The sequence below is a fragment of the Rhizobium sp. 268 genome (assembly GCF_036571585.1).
Lineage (GTDB): Bacteria > Pseudomonadota > Alphaproteobacteria > Rhizobiales > Rhizobiaceae > Rhizobium > Rhizobium redzepovicii.
Window position 1 is genome coordinate 217,126 of sequence record NZ_JAPPSO010000003.1, and the last position, 26,707, is coordinate 243,832.

At 62.3% G+C, this 26,707-nt stretch carries 23 protein-coding genes; 14 read left to right on the top strand and 9 right to left on the bottom strand.

The features are described from left to right. Window positions 1-2 precede the first annotated feature (2 nt). The gene (locus OS035_RS07640) at window positions 3-677 is read left to right on the top strand and encodes a GNAT family N-acetyltransferase (RefSeq protein WP_331813590.1); all 675 of its coding nucleotides are present in this window, start codon (window positions 3-5) and stop codon (window positions 675-677) included. A 5-nt stretch (window positions 678-682) separates the two neighbouring features. Here the strand turns inward: OS035_RS07640 and OS035_RS07645 are convergent, their stop codons facing one another. Continuing rightward, window positions 683-1,015, bottom strand: a complete 333-nt coding sequence (locus OS035_RS07645; RefSeq protein ID WP_331813591.1) for a hypothetical protein — start codon at window positions 1,013-1,015, stop codon at window positions 683-685. 59 nt (window positions 1,016-1,074) lie between these two features. After that, the gene (locus OS035_RS07650) at window positions 1,075-2,721 is read right to left on the bottom strand and encodes a GumC family protein (protein ID WP_331813592.1); all 1,647 of its coding nucleotides are present in this window, start codon (window positions 2,719-2,721) and stop codon (window positions 1,075-1,077) included. Between the two features lie 135 nt (window positions 2,722-2,856). On the opposite strand from OS035_RS07650, the gene OS035_RS07655 reads away from it, so the two are divergent. The 12 genes from OS035_RS07655 (at window position 2,857) to OS035_RS07710 (ending at window position 18,560) form a co-directional block, all read left to right on the top strand. After that, window positions 2,857-3,906, top strand: a complete 1,050-nt coding sequence (locus tag OS035_RS07655; protein WP_183852932.1) for a glycoside hydrolase family 5 protein — start codon at window positions 2,857-2,859, stop codon at window positions 3,904-3,906. Between the two features lie 2 nt (window positions 3,907-3,908). After that, window positions 3,909-5,177 (top strand): hypothetical protein, encoded by a 1,269-nt coding sequence (locus OS035_RS07660; RefSeq protein WP_097624834.1) that lies wholly within the window; start codon window positions 3,909-3,911, stop codon window positions 5,175-5,177. A gap of 160 nt (window positions 5,178-5,337) precedes the next feature. After that, the gene (locus tag OS035_RS07665; RefSeq protein ID WP_331813593.1) at window positions 5,338-6,354 is read left to right on the top strand and encodes an acyltransferase family protein; all 1,017 of its coding nucleotides are present in this window, start codon (window positions 5,338-5,340) and stop codon (window positions 6,352-6,354) included. A gap of 274 nt (window positions 6,355-6,628) precedes the next feature. Then, a complete protein-coding gene (purU, locus tag OS035_RS07670) occupies window positions 6,629-7,513 on the top strand; it encodes a formyltetrahydrofolate deformylase (RefSeq protein ID WP_012559590.1) in 885 nt (294 codons plus the stop codon). Window positions 7,514-7,632: 119 nt separating this feature from the next. Then, window positions 7,633-10,554: an aminotransferase gene (locus tag OS035_RS07675; RefSeq protein ID WP_331813594.1), complete on the top strand. Its 2,922-nt coding sequence runs from the start codon at window positions 7,633-7,635 to the stop codon at window positions 10,552-10,554. 518 nt (window positions 10,555-11,072) lie between these two features. Beyond that, window positions 11,073-11,267: a hypothetical protein gene (locus OS035_RS07680; RefSeq protein WP_003544544.1), complete on the top strand. Its 195-nt coding sequence runs from the start codon at window positions 11,073-11,075 to the stop codon at window positions 11,265-11,267. A 129-nt stretch (window positions 11,268-11,396) separates the two neighbouring features. Further along, window positions 11,397-12,392 carry a P1 family peptidase gene (locus OS035_RS07685; RefSeq protein WP_097630096.1) on the top strand — a complete coding sequence of 332 codons (996 nt, stop codon included), beginning with the start codon at window positions 11,397-11,399 and terminating at the stop codon, window positions 12,390-12,392. A 56-nt stretch (window positions 12,393-12,448) separates the two neighbouring features. Beyond that, complete coding sequence (locus OS035_RS07690; RefSeq protein WP_097630095.1) at window positions 12,449-13,369, top strand: LysR family transcriptional regulator; 921 nt, start codon at window positions 12,449-12,451, stop codon at window positions 13,367-13,369. 150 nt (window positions 13,370-13,519) lie between these two features. Next, window positions 13,520-15,049: an ABC transporter substrate-binding protein gene (locus OS035_RS07695; protein WP_179867214.1), complete on the top strand. Its 1,530-nt coding sequence runs from the start codon at window positions 13,520-13,522 to the stop codon at window positions 15,047-15,049. 268 nt (window positions 15,050-15,317) lie between these two features. Further along, complete coding sequence (locus OS035_RS07700) at window positions 15,318-16,265, top strand: ABC transporter permease (RefSeq protein WP_097630093.1); 948 nt, start codon at window positions 15,318-15,320, stop codon at window positions 16,263-16,265. A 3-nt stretch (window positions 16,266-16,268) separates the two neighbouring features. Next, on the top strand, window positions 16,269-17,132 hold the full coding sequence (locus tag OS035_RS07705) for an ABC transporter permease (RefSeq protein WP_331813595.1): 864 nt from the start codon (window positions 16,269-16,271) through the stop codon (window positions 17,130-17,132). A 36-nt stretch (window positions 17,133-17,168) separates the two neighbouring features. Then, complete coding sequence (locus OS035_RS07710) at window positions 17,169-18,560, top strand: amidase (protein ID WP_097630091.1); 1,392 nt, start codon at window positions 17,169-17,171, stop codon at window positions 18,558-18,560. Here OS035_RS07710 and OS035_RS07715 read toward each other — a convergent pair. The 3 genes from OS035_RS07715 to OS035_RS07725 form a co-directional block, all read right to left on the bottom strand. Continuing rightward, window positions 18,553-19,410: a C40 family peptidase gene (locus tag OS035_RS07715; RefSeq protein ID WP_183781673.1), complete on the bottom strand. Its 858-nt coding sequence runs from the start codon at window positions 19,408-19,410 to the stop codon at window positions 18,553-18,555. The two genes, OS035_RS07710 and OS035_RS07715, sit on opposite strands and share 8 nt — an antisense overlap. Window positions 19,411-19,434: 24 nt before the next feature. Beyond that, entirely contained in the window at window positions 19,435-19,785 is a 351-nt protein-coding gene (locus OS035_RS07720; RefSeq protein ID WP_007634042.1) for a MarR family transcriptional regulator, read from the bottom strand. A 171-nt stretch (window positions 19,786-19,956) separates the two neighbouring features. Then, a complete protein-coding gene (locus OS035_RS07725) occupies window positions 19,957-21,348 on the bottom strand; it encodes a leucyl aminopeptidase family protein (RefSeq protein WP_097630089.1) in 1,392 nt (463 codons plus the stop codon). Window positions 21,349-21,492: 144 nt separating this feature from the next. Here OS035_RS07725 and OS035_RS07730 point away from each other — a divergent pair, with 144 nt between their 5' ends. Further along, complete coding sequence (locus OS035_RS07730) at window positions 21,493-22,329, top strand: tetratricopeptide repeat protein (RefSeq protein ID WP_331813596.1); 837 nt, start codon at window positions 21,493-21,495, stop codon at window positions 22,327-22,329. 69 nt (window positions 22,330-22,398) lie between these two features. Here the strand turns inward: OS035_RS07730 and OS035_RS07735 are convergent, their stop codons facing one another. The 4 genes from OS035_RS07735 to OS035_RS07750 all read right to left on the bottom strand — a co-directional run bounded on the left by OS035_RS07735 (window position 22,399) and on the right by OS035_RS07750 (window position 26,595). Next, window positions 22,399-23,031, bottom strand: coding sequence for a LysE family translocator (locus tag OS035_RS07735; RefSeq protein ID WP_097628320.1), 633 nt, complete (start codon window positions 23,029-23,031; stop codon window positions 22,399-22,401). 73 nt (window positions 23,032-23,104) lie between these two features. After that, window positions 23,105-24,091: a type II secretion system F family protein gene (locus OS035_RS07740; RefSeq protein ID WP_003589212.1), complete on the bottom strand. Its 987-nt coding sequence runs from the start codon at window positions 24,089-24,091 to the stop codon at window positions 23,105-23,107. A gap of 15 nt (window positions 24,092-24,106) precedes the next feature. Next, window positions 24,107-25,114: a type II secretion system F family protein gene (locus OS035_RS07745; RefSeq protein WP_097628321.1), complete on the bottom strand. Its 1,008-nt coding sequence runs from the start codon at window positions 25,112-25,114 to the stop codon at window positions 24,107-24,109. Window positions 25,115-25,119: 5 nt separating this feature from the next. After that, window positions 25,120-26,595, bottom strand: coding sequence for a CpaF family protein (locus OS035_RS07750; protein WP_183781682.1), 1,476 nt, complete (start codon window positions 26,593-26,595; stop codon window positions 25,120-25,122). Window positions 26,596-26,707: the final 112 nt, after the last annotated feature.

A 26,707-nucleotide genomic window follows, 5' to 3' on the forward strand; every position in this document is an offset into this window, starting at 1 on the left:
TCATGACGCAGGTCGATATCGTCAGCCTCAAGGACAATGCGGATCCGGCCGGACGGCTCCGACTCCCGATCAGGGACGATAGCGGCATGCATGTGGGCGACCTGCAATGCATCGACAGGTCGATGCTCGACGAGCGCGGCCTGGTCGACGACCTGACGACGTGGCGCAACCAGTCGATGCCGTTTTTCCTCACTCAGTTCCGCGCCACCGAGGAACGCACGCGGCGTTGGCTCGAAACCATCTCACTGCCGGCCGCCGACCGAATCCTGTTTGTCATTTGCGATCACGGCGGAAACCGGCTCGGCAACTTCGGCCTCTGCAACATCCGGCTAGGCGCCGCCGATTTCGACAACGTCATCCGCGGCAGGGCGAGCGACGTCCGCAACCTGATGTTCCATTGCGGCATGACAATGCTGGAGTGGATGTTCTCAGGACTTGGGGCCGAAACGGCCGAACTGCACGTCTTCTCCCACAATGAAAAAGCGATCGGCCTCTACAGGCGGCTGGGCTTTGCAGTGGCCGAAAGCCTGCCGCTGCGGCGCACCGAGAAAGAGGGCACAGTCAAATATTCGCTCGTCGATCGACCGGACGCCAATGCCGGCTTCGACTATCTGAGGATGGAGCTTCCGAGAGAATATTTCCGACAGGTACATCCGGCGGCTTTGCCGACCGGCTGAAGTGCCTACCGCACCGGCTGATAGCGGCCGCGCAGCGGCACCTTGTCGTCCATCGAGATGAAGCCGTCGCGTTCGCAGACATACATCAGCGTCGGCATACCGCCGGAGCGGAAGATCTCGTCGTAGCGGCGGCGGATCTGGACGGTTTCGGTGCGGCAATTATACGATTCCTCCTCCTTCTTGTCCGGCTGCGCCTTGACGCCGGGCAGGCCCTTGTAGGGGTAGAGGGGCTGAACGCCGGAATCGAGGGATTTCGTCCAGGCGACGGCAAAGGCGGACGCAGGGGCAAGGCTGGACACGGCAACGAGCGACATCAGAAGCATCATCATAGGCCGCATGGGAATTCTCCTGCCGGCAATAGGGCACTCACAGGATGTAGGGAAACCGCCGACCGTCATCAAGCGGCGGTCGCGGGTGACTTGCTGAAATAACTTCTGATGACAGGGTGGCTGAAAAGGCCGGCGAGGATCGCAAAACCGGCGCCGACGACGAAACCGGCAAGAAGACCGCCGATGATGCCGGCGACGAGCAGGATCTTCTTTCCCGGGCCGTCGGCCTTCACAGGCGGCTCGGCCGGCGAGATGACGCGAATGTTACTCTGGTTGAGGTTCTGCTCCTCGCTCGTCTGGCTGGAGCGCTTCAGCACCGTCTCGTAGATATCGCGCGCCGCCGTCGCCTTGCGCTGCAATTCGTTCAACTCCACCTGCTTGTCCGAGGTACTCGCCTGCAGCGCCTTCTGGACGGCAAGCTCCTTGGCGATGCTGTCCTCGGCGGCCTTCGCCTGCTCGTATTCGCCTCTTGCCGACGTGGCGAGCCGCTGCAATTCGCCCTTGATTTCGCCTGATATGCTCTGCAGCGAGGAGCGGGCCGCCTGCAAGCGCGGATGACGCGTGCCCATCTGGCTTTCGAGGCTGCCGACGGCGGCGGCCTGGGTGGCATATTGCTGCCGCAGGCTGACGAGCGGCGAGGTGACACCACCCTCCGCCTGGTTGCCGGCGACGATATCCTCGACGCGGAGATTGGCGACGGCATCGGCGCGGGCCTTGGCCTGGATGGTTTTTTCCTGCGCCGTCACCAGCATCGTGTTCAGCGAGACGAGCCGTTGATCGGAAATCAGATTGCCCTCGGTCGCGGCCATGTCGTTGTCGGCGCGGAAGGTTTCGACAGCCTGCTCGGCCTCCAGCACCTTCTGGCGCAAATCGTCGAGACGTCCGTCCAGCGTCGAGGAGGTGTTTTCGTAGATGCCGTTCGAAGCGCTGTTTTCTTCCTCGGTGAAGGAGGTGACGACCTGGTTGGCAAGCCTTGCCGATTTCTCTGGATCATTGGTTGTCGCGGCGAGCGAGACGACATAGGTGCTGGCCTGGCGGGTAATGACCAATGCCTTCTGCAGGGTGCCGATCACGGCGGCGCCATCGGTGCGGCCGCCGGTGAATTCCGGATCCTGGTCGAGCTTCATGGTCTCGACGACGCGGCGCAGCACATTGCCGGATGTCAGGATCTGCACCTGGCTGTCGATCAACGTCGAGATCATTTCCGGCGAAGGCCCCGAAGATTGCCCGCCCGCATCGGCAAGGCCGATCTGGCGCGGATCGAAATAAAGGCTGCTGACGGCGGTGAATTTCTGCCCAATGGTGGGCGCCACCACCCCGCCGGCAACGGCGCCGAGAAGGGCAAGACCAAGCACGACCAACCGACGGCTCCAGATCGCGGCGACGCTGGAGTGGAGGTCGAGAAGCGGTGCGGCAGGCGCGGGCGCCGCGTTCGACGCCGCGTCCACGACCGGCTGTTTCATAGGCGCCGTCGGGGGCAGCGCCGGGGGTGTGGCCGGGGACGGAGGCGCCGGGCGCTCGGATTGGCGCGTTTGCGCAACACTTGCCGGCGGCGGCACAAAGGCAGGAGGGGCGGGTTCTGGCGCCGGCGGAACAAAATCGTCCGGACGGACCACGGGACTGCGCATGCGCACGCCTTCCGGCGCAGTCTGAGACGACTCATAACTGCGCCAGCCAGGGAGCCGGCTTACCCTGTTCCTGTCATACTGGTTCATACGCGCACTCGTGTCCTGCCCAGCGTGAAAGACTGAAGCCGAGGTGCTCAGACTTTAGAAATTCTTAGCTAACGGACCGTTAAAATAATCTCAGCGACGCCGATGTTGCGATTTGCCTGGATTACGAGGACAGCCATGAGGACGAGACGACATCTGACGGCGCTGCTGCTTGCGGTTGCTCTCGTCCCCTCGCCGACCCTCGCGGCCGACCTACCCTGCTATCGCGGCGTCAATCTTTCCGGCGGCGAATATGGCGACCGCGACGGCGTCTACGGCACGAACTATACCTATCCCAGCGAAGACACGATCGGCTATTTCGCCGAAAAGGGCATCTCGATCATCCGGCTGCCCTTTCGCTGGGAGCGGCTGCAGCCGGCGCTCGGCGGACGGCTAGACGAGGACGAACTCAAGCGGATCAAAGATACGGTCGGCCTGATCCGCAAGCACGGCATGGCCGTGCTGCTCGACCCGCATAATTTCGGCTATTACGACAAGACGCAGGTCGGCACGGCGCCGGCGACCGACGCGGCCTTCGCCGACTTCTGGGCAAGGCTCGCGGTCGAATTCGCCAATCGGGATGGCGTGCTCTTCGGCCTGATGAACGAGCCGCACGATATCAAGGCGACGGACTGGCTCGATGCCGCCAATGCGGCGATTCGTAGCATCCGCGCCGTCGGCGCCCGCAACCTCATCCTGGTGCCGGGTACGGCCTGGAGCGGCGCTCACAGCTGGGAGAAGGATGTGATCGGCGGCGCCAATGGCACGGTGATGCTTGGCGTGCGCGATCCGCTCGACTTCTACGCCTATGAGGTTCACCAGTATCTCGACGTCGATTCCTCCGGAACCCATCCGACCTGCGAGGGTGCCACCGCCGCTGTCGAAGCGATCGCCGGCGTCACCGCCTGGCTGAAGACGAACCACAAGCGCGGCTTTCTCGGCGAGTTCGGCGCCGCCGCCGACAAGGACTGCATGAGCGGGCTGACCGAGATCTATTCCACCATGTCCGATAATGGCGACGCCTGGCTTGGCTGGTCTTATTGGGCCGCGGGCGAATGGTGGCCGGCCGACGAGCCGTTCAACGTCCAGCCGCGAAAGGGCACCGAGCGGCCGCAGATGCGGCTTCTCTCCAATTCGGCAAAAGCGAAAGCCGGCGCCTGCGCCAGCGTCAAGCCAGCGGGGAATTGATGGTGGCGGTCCTCGACCAGAAGGCAGCTTTCTCTATGGCCGGCAGTGCAGCCAGCGAAGCGGCGCGGACCGATTATCTCGTGCTCTGGCTCGGACTGCTGTCGGTGCTCTACAACGGCATTCTCGCCTTCATCAACCACAACATCATGCCGCTCTCGTTGACGCATGTCGCCGCCAGCGAAGGCCTGATCATGGCGAGCGCCATCCTCTACATCCTGCACAAGGGGATCTACGAGACCGATCTGCCGGCTTTCCTGTTCCTGCTGTTCACGCTTGTCGTGACGATCTATGTCAGCGTGCTCAACCGCATGCTGTTCGTCGATCATTTCCGCAACGTTCTGATCATCTTCTGCTTTTCCGGCCTTGGTGGCTGGAGCAACGAGAAGACGATGAAGCTTGCCTTTCGCTGGGCAAGCCTTGCCGTCATGATCTTCCTGATCTTCGAGATCGTCAGCGTGCCGTTCTATGTCAGCATCGTGCATCCGTCCGATTATTTCGCCAATACCCGCGGGCTGCTGCCGCTGAGCTACAACACGACGGGCCTGTTCCAGAACGCGCTCGGTTTTCCCGAGCGTTTCTCCTTCGGCATCATCGACCACCGCTCGTCGTCGATCTTCCTCGAACAGGTGTCGCTCGCCAATTTCTGCGGCGTGATCGCGATCTATCTGATTTCCATGTGGGAAAGGATAGGCCGCTGGGACCGGCTGCTGTTCGTCAGCACCGCGGTGCTGATCCTGGTGACGAACGACACCCGCACGATGCTGATCTTCTGTTTTGCCTGCATCGTCGGCTATTTCGTCTTTCCGAAGATCCCGAGGAATTTCAATCTGGCGCTGATGCCGCTGATCGTCGCCGCCGGTTTCCTCGTCTACACCTTAAAACCCAATGCGACCGGCGACAATTTCACCGGCCGTATCAACCTGACGATGAAGAAGATCATGGAGCTCGATCCGCTCGCCATCCTCGGGCTTTCGGTCGACCGGGTCGCCGAATTCGCCGACAGCGGCTATGTCTACCTGATCTACGCGGCGACGATCTTCGGCGTTATCGCCCTATGGCTGTTCGTCTGCCTCTTTCCCGCCGGGCGCACGGCGGCGCAGCGGCGTTGCGCCCATTCACTTTCTCTTTTCATTTTTCTGAATATGATGATCGGGGGAACCGCCGTTTTCTCGATGAAGATCGCCGGGCTCCTGTGGTTCGTCGTCGGATATATGCGTTTCCACGACAGCCCGCGCATCCGTCAGGATGGTGCGGCGGATGTAGAGAGTTGACCGCAGCGGCACGGCGCCCGCGCGAGCCCTAGAACAGGATGATTTAAGGCCGGATCGGCCTAATATCTGAATCCTGTTCTAAATCAAAGAAATAGAGCATGATGTCGTCCGAAAACCGCCCACACTTTTCGGCATCATGCTCTGGGGAGCAAGATGCTCGATGCTTGTCCAGCTTCAATATCTTCGCGCCGTAGCGGCGCTGATGGTCGTCTATTTCCACGCGATCTTGCAGCTTGCCAAGGTCAATCCTGCGCTCGACGCCACTGCCTTCCTCTATGGTGAGACCGGCGTCGACATCTTCTTCGTGCTCAGCGGTTTTGTGATGTGTCTGACGACAAGCGGACGGGCGATGAGCCCCATCGATTTCGCCCGTCGGCGAATCAAACGCATCGTCCCGCTCTATTGGCTGGCAACGCTGTTTTCGGCTGTCGTGGCGCTGGTGGCCCCATCATTGCTGAAATCGACAGTGTTCGACCTGCCGCATCTGATCGCCTCGCTGTTTTTTCTGCCATGGGCCAATGCCGCCGATCCGAGCACGATCACCCCCGTCGTCGTGCCGGGCTGGACGCTGAATTACGAGATGTTCTTCTATCTCATCTTCGCGCTGCTGCTGCCGCTCTCGGAAATCCGCCGCATCCCGGCAATGTTTGCCGTCTTCGCCGTCATCCTGATCGCCTGCCGGCTGCTGCCGGAAACGACGGCCACCCGCTTCTACGGCGAGCCGATCATCCTGGAGTTTCTCGCCGGCACCGTGCTCGGCTGGCTCTACCGGCAGAAGGTGCTTCTGCCGAACCGCTGGGCATGGGCGGCGCTGGCCATCGGCTTTGCGTTCCTCTTTATTAACGAGGCGCTGATGCGGCCAGAAAGCCGGTTCTACGCCTGGGGAATCCCGGCGATCTTCATCGTCTACGGGGCGGTCTCGATCGACTTTTCCAGGCTGCCTTTTATCGGCTGGCTGAACTATCTCGGCGACTGCTCCTACAGCATCTATATCACCCACGCCTTCACGCTGGCGTTTCTGAGGGTCGCTGCCGACCGGCTGCCGATCGGCATCCTGCAGCAGCCGGTGCTCTTCGTGATCCTGTCGCTGGTGCTCTCGTCGATCGGTGGCGCCATCATCCACGAAATCACCACACCGCGGCGGAAAGTGGCGCTGGCGAGCCGCCCGCCGGCCTAACTTCGCCCATCGAAGGCGAGAATACGCATGCCCACGGCGCTGGCGGCACAGTTTTTTGCGTAACTTCTCCTAAGCTAAGGCCTGTCGCGCAAAACTGTGCAGCGGTTTTGCGATAACGACATGCGAGACATAAAGACCCGGAAGCGAGAGTACTTGCACAAACATGATGGGTCATCTTGCAATTTGTCGCATGAATGAAAGTGCACCGGCCTGTTCGCGGCCCAGGCTTTGATCTAAGCACGGCCGCGGCCTTGAAGAGGGAAGAGGGAGAGACATGAAAAGCTATGTATTGACGGTATCCTGCAAGTCGACGCGCGGCATCGTTGCGGCGATTTCGAGCTATCTGGCGGAGAAGGGCTGCAACATCATCGACAGCTCGCAGTTCGACGATCTCGATACCGGCAAGTTCTTCATGCGCGTCTCCTTCATCTCCGAAGAAGGTCTTTCCGGCTCAGAGATCGGCGCCGATTTTGCCGCCGTCGCCGCGCCCTTTTCGATGGAATACGAATTCCACGACAGCGAAAGCCGCATGAAGGTGCTGTTGATGGTGTCGCGCTTCGGCCATTGTCTCAATGACCTGCTCTACCGCTGGAAGATCGGCGCGCTGCCGATCGACATCGTCGGCGTCGTCTCCAACCATTTCGACTACCAGAAGGTCGTGGTCAACCACGACATCCCCTTCCACCATATTCCGGTCACCAAGGCCAACAAGGTGCAGGCCGAAGCCCATATCATGGAGGTGGCCGAGCAGACCGGGACCGAACTGATCGTGCTTGCCCGCTACATGCAGATCCTGTCGGACGAGATGTGCCAGAAGATGTCGGGCAAGATCATCAACATCCACCATTCCTTCCTGCCGAGCTTCAAGGGCGCCAACCCTTACAAGCAGGCCTATGGCCGCGGCGTCAAACTGATCGGCGCCACCGCCCATTACGTCACCGCCGACCTCGACGAAGGCCCGATCATCGAGCAGGATACGGCGCGCATTACCCATGCGCAGTCGCCCGACGACTACGTCTCGATCGGCCGCGACGTCGAAAGCCAGGTGCTGGCCCGCGCCATCCACGCCCATATCCACCATCGCACCTTTATCAACGGCAATAGAACCGTGGTCTTCCCGGCAAGCCCCGGCAGCTACGCTTCCGAACGCATGGGTTGAACGCGGTCGAGACCCACATCTCTTTTGCTGACAGACGACAATCTCCCGTTGCCTGCCAGCAGCAAGTATTTGATTATCGCCTTCAATAGGTAATCGAATCATGCTGCGGGAGGGGTGTCATGACCGACGAGGCGCTTGTTGATCGCATGTCACTGCCGCGTCCCAACGTGACCGTTGCCGACGCGGAAGAGATCCTTCTTGCCCATTACAGCCTGTCAGGCACCATCGCCGAACTCGGCAGTCAGCAGGATCGGAACTACCGCGTCGATAGCGATCGCGGCCGCTACGTCCTGAAGATCTGCCATGCCGCTTACGAGACCCGCGAACTCGAAGCGCAGAATGCAGCGATCCATCACCTCAAGTGCAAGCAGGATGCGCCACGCGTTCCCAATGTGATTGCCAGCAATGAGGGGCGGGAGATCGTCGTGCTGACGGTGCGCGGGCAGGGCTACCAAGTCCGGCTGCTGGAATATCTGGAAGGCCAAGGGCTGACGGAACTGACCTACCTGGCGCCGGCTTCCGTTGCTGCGCTCGGCGCGCTCTGCGCCAAGCTGGCGCAGGCGCTTGCCGATTTCAACCATCCCGGCCTCGACCGCAGCTTGCAATGGGATCTGAGGCGGGCCGGCCCGGTCGCGGTGCAACTGCTTTCCGCCATCACCGACAGTGCCGCGCGCGACCGGATCGCCAAGACCATGGTGATGGCCGTTCGCCGCATCCAGCCCTTGGCGCCGTCGCTTCGGCTGCAGGCGGTGCATCACGACGTCACCGGCGATAATGTCGTCGGTCATCGCAGTGCCCATGGCCAAATCATTCCCGACGGAGTGATCGATTTCGGCGACATCATCCGCGGCTGGCTGGTCGGCGACCTCGCCGTCACCTGCGCCTCGCTGCTGCATCACGCCGAGGGCGACCCTTTTCATATCCTGCCTGCCGTCACTGCCTATCAGGCGATCTATCCGCTGACCGAGGAGGAATTGAAGGCGCTCTGGCCATTGATCGTCGCCCGCGCGGTCATCCTCGTCGCCAGCAGCGAGCAGCAGATTTCGGTCGATCCCGACAATGATTATGTCCGCGGCAATCTCGATCGCGAGCGGGCGATCTTCGATACGGCGATGTCGGTTCCCTTCGAATTGATGGAAGCAGCAATCCTCCAGGCAGCCGGCGGGAATGTCGCTGCCCCGGAAACATCAGGATGGTTGCCGCTGCTGCCTGACATCGATCCCACCGGGATCGCCTATGTCGACCTTGGGGTGTGCAGCCCGCATTTTTCCGCCGGCAACTGGCTGAATGCCGACATGGACTGGCGGCTGCTTGCCCGGGCTGCAACCGAAAACGGCACGGCAGCAACGCGCTACGGCGAATATCGGCTGTCCCGGGCGGGAACCGCCGGGAGACAGGCGACCTGCGCCCTGCATATCGATATATGCCTTGCCGCCGGCAGCGCGGTTGCCGCGCCCTTTACCGGCCGCATCGGCTGGAAGGACCAGCATCTGACGCTGACCGGCGACGGCATGACCCTGCATCTCGACGGGCTCGACCTCTCGGTCGAGGACGGCGCCGAGGTTGCCGGCGGCGAGCCGCTCGGCGCGGTCGTCGGCGAGGCTTCATCGCTCGGTGGGCTGCGCGTCCAGCTTTGCAGCATCGCGGGGCTCGAGCCGCCGCTCTTTGCTACACCGCGCGAGGCGGCGGCCTGGTCGGTGCTCTGCCCTTCTCCCTCGCTGCTTCTCGGCCCTGGGGCCGATGCGCCGAAACCGGAAACCGCCGAGCTGCTCGCTAGGCGGCAGGCACATCTGGCCGGGGCACAGAAGAATTATTACGCAGCGCCGCCGCAGATCGAGCGCGGCTGGAAGGAGCATCTGTTCGATGTCGAGGGCCGCGCCTATCTCGACATGGTCAACAACGTCTCCATTCTCGGCCATGGCCATCCCAAGCTTGCGGCGGCGATCAGCGCCCAATGGCTGCGGCTCAACACCAACTCACGCTTCCACTATGCCGCGATCACGGAATTTTCCGAGCGGCTCGCAGCACTTTCGCCCGACGGGCTCGATACGGTCTTCCTGGTCAATAGCGGCTCGGAGGCGAACGATCTGGCGATCCGGCTGGCGCAGGCTCATAGCGGCGCGCGCAACATGCTCTGCCTGCTCGAAGCCTATCATGGCTGGTCGTCGGCAAGTGACGCCGTCTCCACCTCGATCGCCGACAATCCTGAGGCTTTGACCACCCGGCCGGACTGGGTGCATGCCGTCGCGTCGCCGAATACCTATCGCGGCGCATTCCGAGGTCCCGATACGGCGGCCGGCTATCTCGGCGCGATAACGCCGGTGCTGGAGGGGATCGACGCTGGCGGCGAAGGCCTTGCCGGCTTCATCTGCGAATCGGTCTACGGCAATGCAGGCGGCATTCCGCTGCCGGACGGGTATCTCGCCCAGGTCTATGCACAGGTGCGCGCCCGCGGCGGCCTCTGCATCGCCGACGAAGTGCAGGTCGGTTATGGCAGGCTCGGCCATTATTTCTGGGGCTTCGAACAGCAAGGGGTCGTGCCCGACATCATCACCATCGCCAAGGGCATGGGTAACGGCCATCCGCTCGGCGCCGTCATCACCACGCGGGAGATCGCCAGGTCGCTGGAGAAGGAGGGCACGTTCTTTTCCTCCACCGGCGGCGGCCCGGTCAGTTGCGTCGCCGGCATGACGGTGCTCGACATCATGGCCGAGGAAAAGCTGCAGGAAAATGCGCGAGAGGTCGGCGATCATCTGAAGGCGCGGCTTGCCGCACTGATCGACCGCCATCCGATCGCCGGCGCCGTGCACGGCATGGGCCTCTATCTCGGGCTCGAATTCGTCCGCGACAGGACGACGCTGGAGCCGGCGACCGAAGAGACGGCAGCAGTCTGCGACCGGCTGCTGAGCCTCGGCGTCATCATGCAGCCGACCGGCGATCACCAGAATGTGCTGAAGATCAAACCGCCGCTCTGCCTCGGCATCGACAGCGCGGATTTCTTCGCGGACATGCTGGAAAAGGTGCTCGATGAAGGCTGGTGACAAGGGCTTGCGGCCTTAACCAAATCGTTCATTTCAGGGCACTTCGATTTTTAATGAAACGGCCCATTGCCTGAATCAGCCGGGCTTCCTATCTCTGCTGCGGCGGTCGAAAGAGTTTCGATTCTGTCATGCGAATTTTACGAAGAGCTGATATGTTTCTTTCCGTAAAGTTCGGCTGGGATGGAATGGATTTTTTCAGATCGTCGATATTTTGACACGTTTCGGAATATGTTTCTGACAGGCTGCAGGGTAATCTCTACCAAGTTAGTAGATTTATCAGTGGCAGCCATCGCCGGTCCCGGGCTCTTCCGGGACCTCTCAAGTGCAACGCCAACGCAAGGAACGAGCATGATAGACATCGATATTCTCGCCGACCTTGGGCGATCTGTGCTTGGCAATGACCGTCCGGGCGCCCTCTCCCGCCCGAACTGTCGAATGTGACGTTCGTCCTCCTTTCAACGGTACCAGACAAGTCAATTCGCCATGGCTGCGCATGTCGCGCGGCAGGAGTTCTATCTATGAAGAAGCAAGTTATCGAATATGCAGGCGTTCCCGTCGGGATCGTCATTCCCGATGAAGACCGGCTGAAGTTCATCGCCGTGAAGTTTCATGTCCACGACCTCGACGAGCAGCGTTTCGGCTCGCCCGATGAGGTGCGGCTGGCCATCCACGATCTGATGACCCGCCGTCATCCGAAGCCGCTTCATGCCTGAGGGCATGAGGCCGGCAATAGCATTCACGGCTTTTTTCGATGTCCGACCGGTCCCGCCATTTGGGGCCGGTCTTGTTTTTTAAGAGCAATTGCAGTCCTATCGGCGGCCTATCCGCATAAGGATCCGCCCTTGCCCGATCTTCTGAACCTCATCACCGACATCGAAGGCGTTTCCGTCGGCCATGCGACCGACCTTGCGCTCGGTTCCGGCGTCACGGTCATCGTCTTCGACGAACCGGCCGTCGCCTCCGGCACGGTGCTCGGCGGTGCGCCCGGCGGGCGCGACACCGGCCTGCTCGATCCGTCGATGACCGTCAATGCCGTCGATGCCTTCGTGCTTTCCGGCGGCTCGGCTTTCGGGCTGGATGCCGCCGGCGGCGTGCAGGCGGGCCTGCGCGAGCTCGGCCGCGGTTTTGCCGTCGGGTCGGTGCGCATTCCGATCGTGCCGCAGGCGATCCTGATGGACCTGCTGAACGGCGGCGACAAGGATTGGGGCCTTCACTCGCCCTATCGCGACATGGGTTACACGGCACTCCAGGCTGCGGCCAAGGGCACATTCGCGCTCGGCACGACAGGTGCCGGGACGGGAGCGACGACGGCCACCGTCAAGGGCGGGCTCGGCTCGGCCAGCGCCGTCAGCAGCGCCGGGTATCGCGTCGCGGCGATCGTCGCCGTGAATGCGCTCGGTTCGGCAACGATCGGCGACGGGCCGCATTTCTGGGCGGCGCCTTTTGAAAAAGATGCGGAATTCGGCGGGCTCGGCATGCCTGCGGTGGCCGACCACCGGATGCGGCTCAAGGGCATGAACACGCCGGCAACCACGATCGGCGCAGTGGTGACCGATGCGCAGCTGACGAAGGCCGAGGCGCACCGGCTTTCGCTCGCCGGCCATGACGGCCTTGCCCGAGCCCTGCTGCCGGCGCACCTGCCGCTCGACGGCGACACCGTCTTTGCCGCTTCGACGGCGAAGCATCGAAGAGACGACATGGCGAGCCTGATGGAGCTGTGCCACCTCGCGACCATCGTCATGGCCCGGGCGATCGCCCGTGGCGTCTACGCCGCGACCGCCCTTCCGGTCGAGGGCGCACAAAAGGCCTGGCGCGACCGCTATCCGAGCGGCGGCTGATTGAATAGGGTCAGACTCTCTACAGATCCAATATGCCGAATGGCGGAGAGACGTGAATGCAGATCCGGGCGCTGATGTATTTCGACGAGCTGGTCAGGACCAATTCGATGCGCCAGGCGGCCGAAAACCTCAATGTCGCGCCGACGGCGATCAGCCGGCAGATCGAGAACCTCGAATATCATTTCGGCGCGCCGCTCGTCGAACGCAGTGCCCGCGGCGTCAAGCTGACGGCCGCCGGCGAACTGCTTGCCGCCCGCGCCGGCCGGACGTTGCGCGAACTCGATCACGTGCAGCAGCTGATCGAAGACCTGAAGGGCCTGCAGCGCGGCCGTGTCAGCATCTATGCCAATGGGGCGACCGTCGCCAATCTGCTGGCGCCGGCGCTTGCCGAATTCAGCCTGAAATATCCGAAGCTGCGCTTCACCGTGACAATCACCAGCGCGCGGCAGGCGGTCGATGCGGTCAACAGCGCCGAGGCGGATATTGCGGTGACGCTGTTTGCGCCACCGATGTCCGGCACCAAGGTCCGGCTGCGCTCCGAGATTGCCTATGATCTCATCGTCACGCCGCAGCATCCGGCCGCCGCGCATACCGAGATCCCTATCGGGCAACTTGCCGACTACGCATTGGCGCTGCCGGATCAATCCTTCGGCTTCCGCCAGGCTTTCGATGCGCTGTTCGAGAAGGAGGGGTTGAGCCTCGATCCCGTCTTCGTCACCAGCTCGCTCGAAATGCTGAAGGAACTTGTGCTCAGCGGGGCTGCGGCCACGCTGCTGCCAGCGCTGACTGTCCGCCGCGAGATCGAGGCGGGTCAGCTCCTTGCTATTCCGCTCGCCGGTAAGACCGGCATCCGCACCCATGTCGATCTCTGCGTTGCACCGGACCGGCAGCTGTCCTTCGCCGCGACGAAACTGCTCGACTTCATCGAAAGGTTCATGCGCGAGCGCACGAACCGCCGGGCCGAGACGAAGGACTGACGCTTCGAGCTTGCATTGCCCCCAGATTTACGGTGTAGCTTTTTCGGCTACACTGAGCACACAAAATCGTCATTGTGTGTGCACCGGCATAGTGTCACTCTCCTCGCAAAAGGTCTTCGTCATCGACGCGCGGCCAGATAAGGGAACATGATGATCAAGCTTTCGTTTGCGCCTTCAGCGCGTTTCGCCCGGCGGCTTTCGCTCGGTGCTGCGCTTTCGGCCGGCCTGGTGATGACGGCAATGACGCCGGCCGAGGCGGCGAAGACCACGCTTAATCTCGGCATGAGCGTCGAGCCGACCGGTCTCGATCCGACGATCGCAGCACCGGTCGCGATCGGCCAGGTGACCTGGCAGAACGTGTTCGAGGGCTTGGTGACGATCGACCAGGCTGGTAAGATTCAGCCGCAGTTGGCGAAAAGCTGGGAGATCTCTCCCGATGGCCTGACCTATACGTTCAAGCTGCAGACCGGCGTCAAATTTCATGACGGCGAGGTTTTTGATGCCGCTGCCGCCAGGTTTTCGCTCGACCGCGCCCGCGGCGCGGATTCGATCAATCCGCAGAAGCGCTTTTTCGCCTCGATCGCCTCGATCGATACGCCCGATGCCGAAACGCTGGTGTTGCATCTTTCGGCGCCGACCGGCAGCCTGATCTACTGGCTCGGCTGGCCAGCCTCGGTGATGGTCGCGCCGAAGACGGCTGCCGACGACAAGACGACGCCAGTGGGCACCGGCCCCTTCAAATTCGCCAGCTGGGCGAAGGGCGACAAGGTCGAACTCGCCAGGAATGCCGATTATTGGAACAAGGATACGGCCGCCAAGCTCGACACGGTGACCTTCCGCTTCATCGCGGATCCGCAGGCGCAGGCGGCAGCGCTGAAGTCCGGCGATCTCGATGCCTTTCCGGAATTTGCAGCACCCGAACTGATGAGTTCCTTCGATGGCGATGCGAGGCTGGTCACCAGGATCGGCAATACAGAGCTCAAGGTCGTTGCCGGCATGAACAATGCCAAGAAGCCGTTCGACGACAAACGCGTCCGCCAGGCGCTGATGATGGCTATCGACCGCAAGACGGTAATCGACGGCGCATGGTCCGGCCTCGGCACGCCGATCGGCAGCCACTACACGCCGAACGATCCAGGCTATCAGGACATGACCGGCGTGCTGCCCTACAACGTCGAAAAGGCGAAGGCGCTGCTGACCGAAGCCGGCTATCCCAACGGCTTCACCTTCACGATCAAATCGCCGCAGATGGCCTATGCGCCGCGCAGTGCCCAGGTGATGCAGGCGATGTTTGCCGAGATCGGCGTAACGATGAATATCGAGCCGACCGAATTTCCGGCGAAATGGGTCCAGGACATCATGAAGGACCGCAACTTCGACATGACGATCGTTGCCCATGCCGAACCGCTCGACATCGACATCTATGCCCGCGATCCCTATTATTTCAATTACAAGAACGCCGCTTTCAACGCGCTGATGAAGAAGGTCCAGGAGACGACCGATCCCGCCGCGCAGAATGCGATCTATGGCGAAGCGCAGAAGATCCTCGCCGAGGACGTGCCGGCGCTCTACCTCTTCGTCATGCCGAAACTCGGCGTCTGGGACAAGAAGCTGAAGGGGCTGTGGGAGAACGAGCCGATCCCTTCCAACGTACTCTCCGGCGTTTCCTGGGACGAGTAGGCGGCGAGTTCGTGCGGATTGAGAGGCATGGGATGAGCGCAGGGAAGCTGCATAGCGAAACGCTCAATGCTGGTCGCAACCCTCTCCGTCCCTCATTGCTGGGCTCGACACAGGAATCCAGCGCGCCCAAGTCCTTGGGCGCGGGAGACTTCCGTGCCTGGACGAGAGTTATTCACGGCGCAGATGCGCCGTGGCTGGATTCCTGTGACGAGCACAGGAATGAGGGAGGGCGGGGAAGCCGCCGTGCCGCATCGAAAGCGTGGCACGCATGATCACCCTCCTCGCCCGCCGCTTCGCCGGTCTTCTCGTCACGCTGGCCGTCGTTTCGCTGCTGATCTTCGCCGTCATGGACCTTCTGCCCGGCGATCCCGCCTCGATCATGCTCGGCACCTCGGCAACACCGGAAACGCTTACCGCACTGCGCCACGATCTCGGGCTCGATCAGCCGCTGCTGCTGCGCTACGGGCAATGGTTGACCGGCGTGCTCTCCGGCAATCTCGGCAATTCCTTAACCTATGGCGTGCCAGTCGCGGGATTGATCGTCGAGCGGCTGGCGGTGACGCTGCCGCTGGCGCTGATGGCGATTATGCTTTCTGTGGCGATTGCCCTGCCGCTCGGGGTGCTGGCCGCCTCGCGCCGCGGCGGTGTCTTCGACATCATCGCAACGCTGTTTTCGCAGATCAGCATCGCCGTGCCCGCCTTCTGGGTGGCACTGCTGTTGATCATTCTATTTTCGACGATGCTCGGGCTGATGCCGGCCGGCGGCTTCCCGGGCTGGAGCTCCGGTCTGCTGCCGGCATTGCAGGCGCTGGTTATGCCCGCCGTCGCGCTGGCGATGCCGCAAGCGGGCGTGTTGACGCGGGTGGCGCGCTCGGCGGTGCTCGATACGATGCATGAGGATTTTGCCCGCACCGCCGTGGCGAAGGGACTGTCACGCAGTGCAGTGCTTTGGCGGCATATCGTGCCGAACGCGCTGATCCCGATCCTGACTATGATCGGGCTGCAATTCACCTTTCTCGTCGCCGGCGCGGTGCTGGTGGAAAACGTCTTCAACCTGCCCGGCCTCGGGCGGCTCGCGCTGCAGGCGCTCTCCCAGCGTGACATCATCGTCATGCAGGATGTCGTGCTGTTCTTCGCAGGCCTGGTCATCGTGATGAATTTCATCGTCGATCTCTCCTATCTGGCGATTGATCCCAGGATGAGAAAGGCGGCCTGACGCATGGCACCGATCGTATCCATCGCAATCATCAGCCGCCGCCGGGTCTTTAGATTTAGCCGGCGAATGAACCTGATTGCAGGGTCTGTCATCATCGGCCTGCTGGTCGCCGTTGCGCTGCTGTCGCTCGTCTGGACACCGCTGCCGCCGGCGAAAATGCAGATCATCCACAAGCTGCAGCCGCCGCTTGCCTTCGGCCTGCTCGGCACGGACCAATTCGGCCGCGATGTGCTTTCGATGCTGATGGCGGGATGCTGGAATTCACTGTCGATCGCCATCACTGCGGTTGCGATCGGCGGGACGCTCGGCTCGATATCAGGCATCTCGGCGGCGGCAATCCGCGGTCCCTTCGAGGCGTTGCTGATGCGGATCTGCGACGTCATCTTCGCGCTTCCGCCGATCCTGTCGGCCATGGTGCTCGGCGCCTTTCTCGGGCCAGGGCGGTTCACCGCGATCACCGCGATCGCCGTCTTCATGATCCCGGTTTTTGCCCGTGTCACACTCGCGACCTCGCTGCAGGCCTGGAGCCGCGACTATGTGACGGCGGCGCGCGCGATCGGCAATACACGCCTGACCATTTCGCTGCGCCATGTACTGCCGAATATCATCAGCCAGATCATCGTGCATGGTGCGATCCAGCTGGGGCTGGCGATCCTGACCGAAGCGGGTCTCAGCTTCCTCGGGCTCGGCATGGCGCCGCCGGCGCCGACCTGGGGCCGGATGCTTGCCGATGCGCAAACCTATCTGGCGCTCGCCCCCTGGCTGGCGATCCTGCCCGGCCTTGCCATCGCTGTGACCGTCTTCGGCTTCAACATGCTCGGCGACGGTTTGCGCGATCTGCTCGACCCGCGCGAGGCGAGCCGCTGATGTCCTCCCAAGACGAAAAGCCCGAAAGACCATGCCATGACCGAAACCGACCTCACCATCCGCCAACTCAGGCAGCGTTTCACCGATAAAAGCCTTTCCCCTCTCGAATACTGGCTCGCCCTCGAAGACCATATCGCCGCCTGGGAGCCGTCGATTTCGGCGCTCTACCTCTACGATCCGGAATCGGCGCGCGCCCAAGCGAAAGCTTCGACGGAGCGCTGGGCGAAGGCAGAAACGCTAGGTCCCCTCGACGGCATCCCGGTGACGCTGAAGGAACTGATCGCCACGAAGGGCCAACCGGTGCCATCAGGCACAAGGGCAGTGGAACTCAAACCGGCAGAGGCCGACGCGCCGGCCGCGGCCCGGCTGCGGGAAGACGGCGCGGTGATCTTCGCCAAGACCACCTGCCCCGATTACGGCATGCTTTCCTCCGGGCTTTCGAGCTTTCATCCTCTCAGCCGCAATCCCTGGAACACCACGCAGAATCCCGGCGGATCGAGCGCCGGGGCTTCCGCAGCGGCAGCGGCCGGTTACGGACCGCTGCATATCGGGACCGATATCGGCGGCTCGGTGCGCCTTCCCGCCGGCTGGACCGGCATCTTCGGCTTCAAGCCAAGCCATGGCCGCATTCCGGCCGATCCCTATTATGTCGGGCGCTGCGTCGGGCCGATGGCACGCACAGTCGAGGATGCGGCCTTTTCGATGGCGACGCTGTCACGGCCGGACTGGCGCGACGGCACCAGCCTCCCGCCGAACGATTTCAACTGGATGGATCTCGACATCGACCTGTCGGGCATGACGATCGGGTTGATGCTCGATGCCGGCTGCGGGCTTGCGGTGGACGACGAGATCAGGGCCGCGGTCGAAACGGCGGCGAAACAATTCGAGGCGGCCGGCGCGACCATTCTATCGGTCCAGCCAGTGCTGACACGTGCAATGCTGGATGGGCTCGACAATTTCTGGCGATCCCGGCTCTGGGGCGATATTGCTGATCTCGACGAGGAGCGGCGCGACAGCATCTTGCCCTATATCAGGGATTGGGCGAAGGGTGGCGCCGACATCCGCGGCGTCGATGCGGTCAGAGGCTTCAACCAGACGATCGAGATGCGCAAGAGCTGCGGACGGTTCTTCACCGAGGTCGACGCCCTGCTTTCGCCGACCAATCCGATCATCTCCTATCCGGCCGAATGGGCATCTCCGACCAATGATCCGGCCCTGCCGTTCGAACATATCGCTTTCACGGTGCCGTGGAACATGTCGGAGCAGCCGGCCGCCTCGATCAATTGCGGTTTCTCCCGCTCAGGCATGCCGATCGGGTTGCAGATCGTCGGGCCGCGCTTCGACGACATGCGGGTGCTCAGACTGTCGAAAGCCTTCGAGGACTGGACGGGTGGGGTAAGATCCTGGCCGCGGCCTCCGATCAGCTGACCGGGCGGCGATACCCGGTCGGTTGCTCGTAGAGCCAGCCGATGCGCTCGACCGCGGCCTCGAAATTCTCGCGCGCCACCGTCATGCTATGGCCGTTGGCGTGCAGAATGGTTTCCGGATCTTCGAAGACGGCGACATGACCCTTCCAGAATACCAGGTCGCCACGGCGGATTTCGGATCGGTCGATCGGCTGGCCGAGGCCTGCCGCCTGCATATCGGTATCGCGTGGCGCAGCTCTGCCCGTCATCAGCATCGCCAGCTGGACGAGGCCGGAACAATCGATGCCGAGGCCGGAACGTCCGCCCCAGAGATAGGGCGTTTCCAGGAAACGGGCTGCGATCTCGACGTAATCGGCACCGTCGAGCGTGCCGATCGGCTGGACGTGTTTGGCGAAGATCGCGGTTCCATCCTCCAGCACGACATAGCGGTTACCGCGCGCTTCCGCCTCGCCGGCCACATGGACGCGACTTCCCATGGACAGGATCGCCTGGTGGGGTTTGCGCAGCTCCGGTTCCGGATAAAGGAAGGTGCGCTGGACGGTGACGAAATGGGTCGGCGCCGGCCTGCCTTCCGAAAGCGCTTCTGCGGAGAGATAACCGACATAGCCGTCCGAAGCGGCTTTCACCCAGCACCAGCCGTCGGCGCGATCGAACACCGTCACATCCTCGCCAAGCAGCACCTCGGTATCGATGCCGCGCGCAAGGTCTGGTTCGGGGCGCAAGGCCGCGACCGGAACGGCAATGCGGGCCGGGGCGCCTTCGACGAAGCGCAACGCCTCCACCTTGCCTTCAAGTCCCGCTTCAGCGAGATCCGGCCGATAGGCATGCAGGCGGCGGTCGAGCATCGTCATTGAGTTTCCTTTTCAATTGGCCTCTCAGAGCGGCAGCCGGCGGGCCTGATCACGGACGAGGTCGCCGAGCTTTTCCAGGTATAGCGCGCCGCCGACGGTACGCTTGATGATCACGCTGCGCCGGTCGGCATCGTCGCGCACACGATCGACCAGGCCCATCTCGCCCATCGTGTCCAAGGCGCGGGTAATGACCGGCTTGGTGACCTCAAGTGTCGCGGCAAGCCCGCGCACCGTATGCGGCGGCGGCACCAGATAAATATGCAGCAGGATCGCCATCTGGCGCAACGTCAAATCGCGGTCATCGTGGCGGACCTGATCGAGCGCCACGCCATGCCAGAGCCCCAGCGCCTGCGAGGCGGTCAGTTCGATCGGCACGGCCCCTCCGGAAAATCGTTACGCTAACGTTTCATTTTCCGGCAGTTGCCATGGACATGCAAGAGGCGGCAGCAATTGCCGCCCGGCAGGGTGAATAAAATTTTAACGATCGACAGCGGGGGCAGCGCATGAAAAGTCATGCCACCGCCCCTCAGCCCTCGTTTGCAGCCGTCAGCGCAGGCTCTCGCGGATATGATGGAAGAGCGCGCGGATGGCCTGTGCTTCACCGCCGCCCGGCGAATGCGGCCGCTCGGACTGGGCCCAGCCGTAAATGTCGAAATGCGCCCAGCTCTTCGCCTTGCCGACGAAACGCTTGAGAAAGAGCGCCGCGGTGATCGCTCCCGCCATGCCGCCGGCCGGCGCGTTGGTGAGATCGGCGAATTTGGCGCGGATATCCTTGTCATAACCGGAATAGAGCGGCAGCCGCCAGATCGGATCGTCGGTTTCCAGGCTCGCTTCGGTCAGGTCATGCGCCAGATTGGCGTCGTCGGTGAAGAAGGGCGGGAGATCCGGACCCAGCGCGACACGGGCCGCACCGGTCAGCGTCGCCATGTCGATCAGGAGATCGGGCTCTTCCTCGTCGGCATAGGCGAGCGCATCGGCAAGGATAAGACGGCCTTCGGCGTCGGTATTGTCGATCTGGACGGTCAGTCCCTTGCGGCTCTTATAAATGTCGCCGGGGCGGAAGGCATTGGACGAGATGGCGTTTTCGACGACCGGGACGATGACACGCAGATCGACCTTCAGCTTAGCGTCCATGATCATCAGCGCGAGCCCCATGACATTCGCCGCGCCGCCCATGTCCTTCTTCATCAGCAGCATGGAGGCGGCGGGCTTGATGTCGAGGCCGCCGGTATCGAAGCAGACGCCCTTGCCGACAAGCGTCACCTTGCGATGGCCCTTTTTGCCCCAGCGCAGCTCTAGAAGACGCGGCGCATCGGCACTGGCGCGGCCGACGGTATGAACCAGCGGGAAATTCTGCTCGAGCAGCTCGTCGCCCGTGATAACCGAAACCTCTGCCTTGTAATGTGCAGCCAAACCACGGAACACGGTTTCGAGTTGGTTCGGCCCCATGTCATTGGTCGGCGTATTGATGAGGTCGCGGGCGAGAAAGACGCCGGCAAGCTGGCGCTTGATGTCGGCACTGTCGGCATCGCGGGGGATCATCAGCGTCGCCGCCGGCGATTTTTCAGACTTGTAACGGTCGAAGCGGTAGCTGCCGAGACCAAAGCCGAGCGCCAGGCGATTTGCCGTCAGCGGTGCGGTTTCGATGTGCCAGTCGCCGGCGGGCAGCGCCCGGGCGAGCCTGCCGGTGATGTAAGGCTGCTCGGACGGATTGGTGCCGAGACCAAAAAGCGCGCCGCCGAGATGGCCTTCGGCCGTCGGAATCAGCAGCAGCGACCCGCTTTCGGCCTTGTAACCCGCCCTCTGCGCCCAATCGAGCGCGATCGGATCAATCGTGCCAGTCTCAATATGGGCAGGGGTGACGGCAAAGATCGGCAGCGTCGAACCGCCCTTCGTGTTGAAAGGGGTCGGTCTCTCGATGAACTGATAGGGGGCCATGATTGTCCTTCGGCGGTCGTAAGGAATCACTCCTTAACGGTCTGTTAGGGTTAACAGACTATTGCTGGAGCGAAGATTGCGTCAAACCTTTCCCTGTTCCGCGTTCGAGGTCAGGCGCCGATTTCGGAATCCAGGGAACGCGTCATGCCGGCCTCGCTCACCACCACATTCACCCATCGTCTCCTGCAGGGCGTTGCCGCATCGCTGCTCGTCCTGGCACTCGCCGGCTGCTCGACGACCAAGGATCGGATGACGACAGGCTCGGTGCCGAAGCTCACCAAGCCGGTTGAAGAGATGGACGCGACCGAGCTGCGCTCGGCAACCGACCGCCTCGGCCAGGCCTATGAAAAGAACCCGCGCGATCCGGTCACCGGCGTCAACTACGCCAATCTGCTGCGCATGAACGGCCGTGATGCGCAGGCGCTCGCCGTCATGCAGCAGGTGGCGATCAGCAATCCCGCCGACCGCAACGTGCTGGCCGCCTATGGCAAGGCGCAGGCGGCGGCCGGCCAGTTCCAGCAGGCGCTCGACACGATCGGTCGCGCCCAGACACCGGATCGTCCGGACTGGAAACTGATCTCGGCCGAAGGCGCGATCCTCGACCAGATGGGCCGGGCAAGCGATGCCCGGCAGCGCTACCGCGACGCGCTCGACATTCAGCCGAACGAGCCCTCCATCCTTTCCAACCTCGGCATGTCCTATGTGCTGACCGGCGATCTGCGCACCGCCGAAACCTACCTGCGCTCCGCCGCCGGCCAACCGACAGCCGACAGCCGCGTCAGGCAGAACCTTGCGCTCGTCGTCGGCCTACAGGGACGTTTCCCGGAAGCCGAGCAGATCGCGCGGCGCGAACTTTCGCCGCAACAGGCCGATGCCAATGTCGCCTATCTCCGCGGCATGCTCTCGCAGCAGAATTCCTGGCAGAAGCTTGCCGCCAAGGACAAGTCGCCGGGTGCCGCGGACGGCAGCAACACCAACTGACAATGGTCTTAGACAAAAATTAGAGCATGATGTCGTCCGAAAACCGCTCACACTTTTCGGCATCATGCTCTAGCGGGCGCTCAGGCCCGACAGAATAAGACGCAATCCGAGGCCGCCCATGACGGCGCCGGCGGTCCGGTCGATCCAGCTCTTCGCGGCGAGATAGAGCCGCCGCGGATGGCGGGCCGAAAAGGCCAGCGCCACGATCGAATACCACCCCGCTTCCACCGCAAAGACGCCGAGCGGCAGCGCAATCATGAGATCGAGCGGCACCGTCCTCGGAAGGAGCGCGGCAAAGAGGCTGGCATAGACAATAATGGTCTTCGGGTTGCTGAGCTGGGTCAGTAGCGCGGTCATGAAGCTCCGCCTCGGTGCGCGGTGGCTATCGCCGGCTTCGCACACCTCCAGCGGCTCTCCAGCACCTCTCCAGATATTGACGGCGATATAGATGAGATAGGCGCCGCCTGCGACTTTGAGCAAGATATAGAGCCATTCGAATTGCGACAGCAGCGCCGTCAGACCGGCGAGCGCCAATACGGCAAAAACCACGCCGCCGGCGCCCATGCCGATTGCGGCCGCGAGACCATCCAGCCGCGACCGCGAAATGGCAATCCTGGAGACGACCACGAAGCTCGGGCCGGGACTCATCGCTCCGACCACCAAGGCTGCCATGATGCTGATGAAAACGCCTGCGGAAGACATTCAAGAACCCTCGTTCGAGATCGAAGGTATCGCATTATTCCTTAAATCGGAATCGATTTAACCGGCGGCAAGATCAGAACTTGTCTGACACCTGGATGCCGGCCGGGCCGAGGATGACGGCGATCAGCACCGGCAGGAAGAACAGGATCATCGGCACCGTCAGTTTCGGCGGTAGGGCGGCCGCCTTCTTTTCCGCTTCGTTCATGCGCTCGTCGCGCCCTTCCTGGGCGAGAACGCGCAGCGCCTGCGCCACCGGCGTGCCGTAGCGGTCGGCCTGGATCAGCGCTTGCGTGACCGAGCGTACAAGCTCGATCTGGGTGCGCGTGGCAAGATTTTCGAGCGCCACGCGGCGATCCGGCAAGAAGGAGAGCTCGGCCGTGGTCAGCACCATCTCCTCGGCGAGCGGTGGCGACTGCTCGCCGAGTTCTTCCGACACGCGACGCATCGCCGCCTCGATCGAGATGCCGGATTCGACGCAGATCAGCATCAGGTCGAGCGCATCCGGCCAGGCCCGCTTGATCGAGTGCTGACGCTTGCCCATGCGGTTCGAGATATAGATGTTCGGCGCGTAAAAGCCGACATAGCCGATGCCGATGACGGCAAAGAGGCGGATGGGCATGCCCCTTTCGGGCAGATTGCCGAGGCCGAAGACCCAGAAGGCGGCAAGCGCCAGGAAAAGGAACGGCAGCAGAAAACGCGCCACGAGGAAAGTATTCAGCGCATTCTCCGAGCGAAAACCGGCAGCACGCAGCTTGTTGACGGTATTCTCGTCGACGAGCGCCTTGCGCAGGTTGAAACGCTCGACGATCTGGCGGACCGAGCGATTGTTCTGGCTCCTGAGCGAGGCTTTGCCGGCGCCGGTTTCGGTGTTCATACGGGCGCGCTCGCGTGCGCGGATCTGCTCGCGCTCGGTCGAAACGGCCTTCATACGCTTGTTGAGATCGCCGCGCTCGAAGAAGGGGACAGCGATCGTATAAAACGTGGCGAAGACCGCAATCGCGACGAGGAGCGCGATCAGCATGCTCGGATTGGTCAGGGTTGCGGCAAGGTCCTGCGACATGGGGCGTCCTTCCGGCTAAATGTCAAAATTGACCATGTTGCGCATGACGAAGATGCCGATCGACATCCAGATCGCCGAGACGCCCATGATGAAATGGCCGCGTGGATCGGTAAAAAGGATCATCATGTAGCTCGGCGAGGTGAGATAGACGAGGGTCGCGACGATGAAGGGCAACGCACCGATAATGACGGCCGACGCCTTGGCTTCCATCGACAGCGCCGAGACCTTGGCCTTCATCTTCCTGCGCTCGCGTATCACCTTGGAAAGGTTGCCGATCGCTTCCGACAGATTGCCGCCGGCCTGCGACTGGATGGCGATGACGATGGCGAAGAAGCTGACTTCCTGGAGCGGCATGTGGGCCGTCATGCGGGCGCAGGCGTCGGGGATGCTGAGACCCACCTGCTGCGCCTCGATTACGCGCCGGAATTCGCTCTTCACAGGCTCGGTGCCTTCGGTGGCGATAAGACGGATCGCATCGTTCAGCGGCAGGCCTGATTTGATCGAGCGGGTGATCACGTCAAGCGCATTGGGGAGTTCATTGAGGAACTTGTTCTGGCGGCGCTTGATCAGGAAGCCGACGATCCAGCGCGGCAGGCCGAGACCGGCGACGACGGCGATCCCGATTATCACCATCAACGATACACCGATGATGAACGCCATGAGCAGCAGCACGCAGGCGAAGATGGCGCTGATGAGATAGAATTTCCCGACCGTGATCGTCAGGCCGGCCTGGACCAGCCGGGATTTCATCGTCAGGGTCTTCTTGGTCTTTTCGTGCTGGCGCTTTTCCAGATCTTTGAGATTGTCCTGCACCGATTTTCGGCGCTTCGACATTTCCTGCACCCGGTCGCGGGCAGCCTTGACCTTGACCCGGTCGCTTTCGGCCGATTTGACGCGGTCGATGCGGCTTGCCGATTTCTTGTCGGCCTCGATCCGGGAATACATCAGGGCATAGGCGACTGCCGCCGCGGATACGGCGGCGAGGACGACGATTGCCAGCACTATCGGATCGAACCCGAACATTTCGCCTAGTCCTTCGATTTCGCTTCCATCGCGTCGAGGGCGGCGGCAAGACGCTTTTCCTCGTTGAAATAGCGGGCGCGATCCCAGAAATGCGGTTTGCCGACGCCGGTCGACATGTGCCGGCCGATCAGGCGGCCGCCGGCATCTTCGCCTTCGATCTCGTAACGCATCAGGTCCTGGGTGATGATGACGTCGCCTTCCATTCCGATCACCTCGGTGATCTGGGTGATGCGGCGCGAACCGTCGCGAAGGCGCGCCGCCTGGACGATCACATCCACCGAGCTGGAAATGATCTCACGCACCGTCTTTGCCGGCAGAGTGAAGCCACCCATAGCGATCATCGATTCGATACGGCTCAGGCATTCGCGCGGCGTGTTGGCGTGGATGGTGCCCATCGAGCCGTCGTGACCGGTGTTCATCGCCTGCAGCAGGTCGAAAACTTCAGGTCCGCGCACTTCGCCGACGATGATGCGCTCGGGACGCATACGCAGGCAGTTCTTGACGAGATCGCGCATGGTGATCTCGCCCTCGCCTTCGATATTCGGCGGGCGCGTTTCCAAACGCACGACATGCGGCTGCTGCAGCTGCAGTTCTGCGGTATCCTCGCAGGTGATGACGCGTTCGTCCCTGTCGATATAGTTGGTAAGGCAGTTCAGCAGCGTCGTCTTGCCGGAGCCGGTACCACCCGAAATGACGACGTTGCAGCGCACCCGGCCAATGATCTGCAGCACAGTCGCACCCTCAGCCGTGATCGCACCGAAACGGACGAGCTGATCGAGCGTCAGCTTGTCTTTCTTGAATTTGCGGATGGTGAGCGCAGGCCCGTCAATCGACAGCGGCGGCGCGATAACGTTGACACGCGAGCCATCAGGCAGGCGGGCGTCGCAGATCGGGCTCGATTCGTCGACGCGGCGTCCGACCTGGCTGACGATGCGCTGGCAGATCGAGAGAAGTTGCGCATTGTCGCGGAAGCGGATCTCCGATTCGATCGTCTTGCCGCCGACTTCGATGAAAGTCTGGCCGGCGCCGTTGACCATGATGTCGGCGATGTCGTCACGCGCCAGCAACGGCTCTAGCGGACCGTAGCCGAGGACGTCGTTGCAGATATCCTCGAGCAGTTCTTCCTGCTCGGAGATCGACATCGCAAAGTTCTTGATGGTGATGATGTCGTTGACGATGTCGCGGATTTCCTCGCGCGCGCTTTCGCCGTCGAGCTTGGAAAGCTGCGAGAGATCGATCGTATCGATCAGCGCAGAAAAGACCTGCGCCTTGGTGTCGTAATATTCATCAGTGCGGACAGGGCGCTTGCGCTGCGGCGTCTGCATCGGCGGCGGCGTCACCTGCTGGCGTGCGGGTTCGCGAGAGGGTTCGACCAGAATGGAGGGGGAAGAGGCCGCAGGGGCGGCAGCCGGAGCCGACGGCGGGGGAGCAATCGCCCCTCCGACCTTTCCGGACCCTTCATTTCCGCGTTTTCCAAACATGCCGCTTAATCCAATCTGCTTGTTCTAGTGCGTTTCCGTTTTCTCCGAGTCACGGAAATGCTCTATCTTTTTGTTTTGACGCAATTCCCGGCAAAAGCGCTTCGCGATTTGC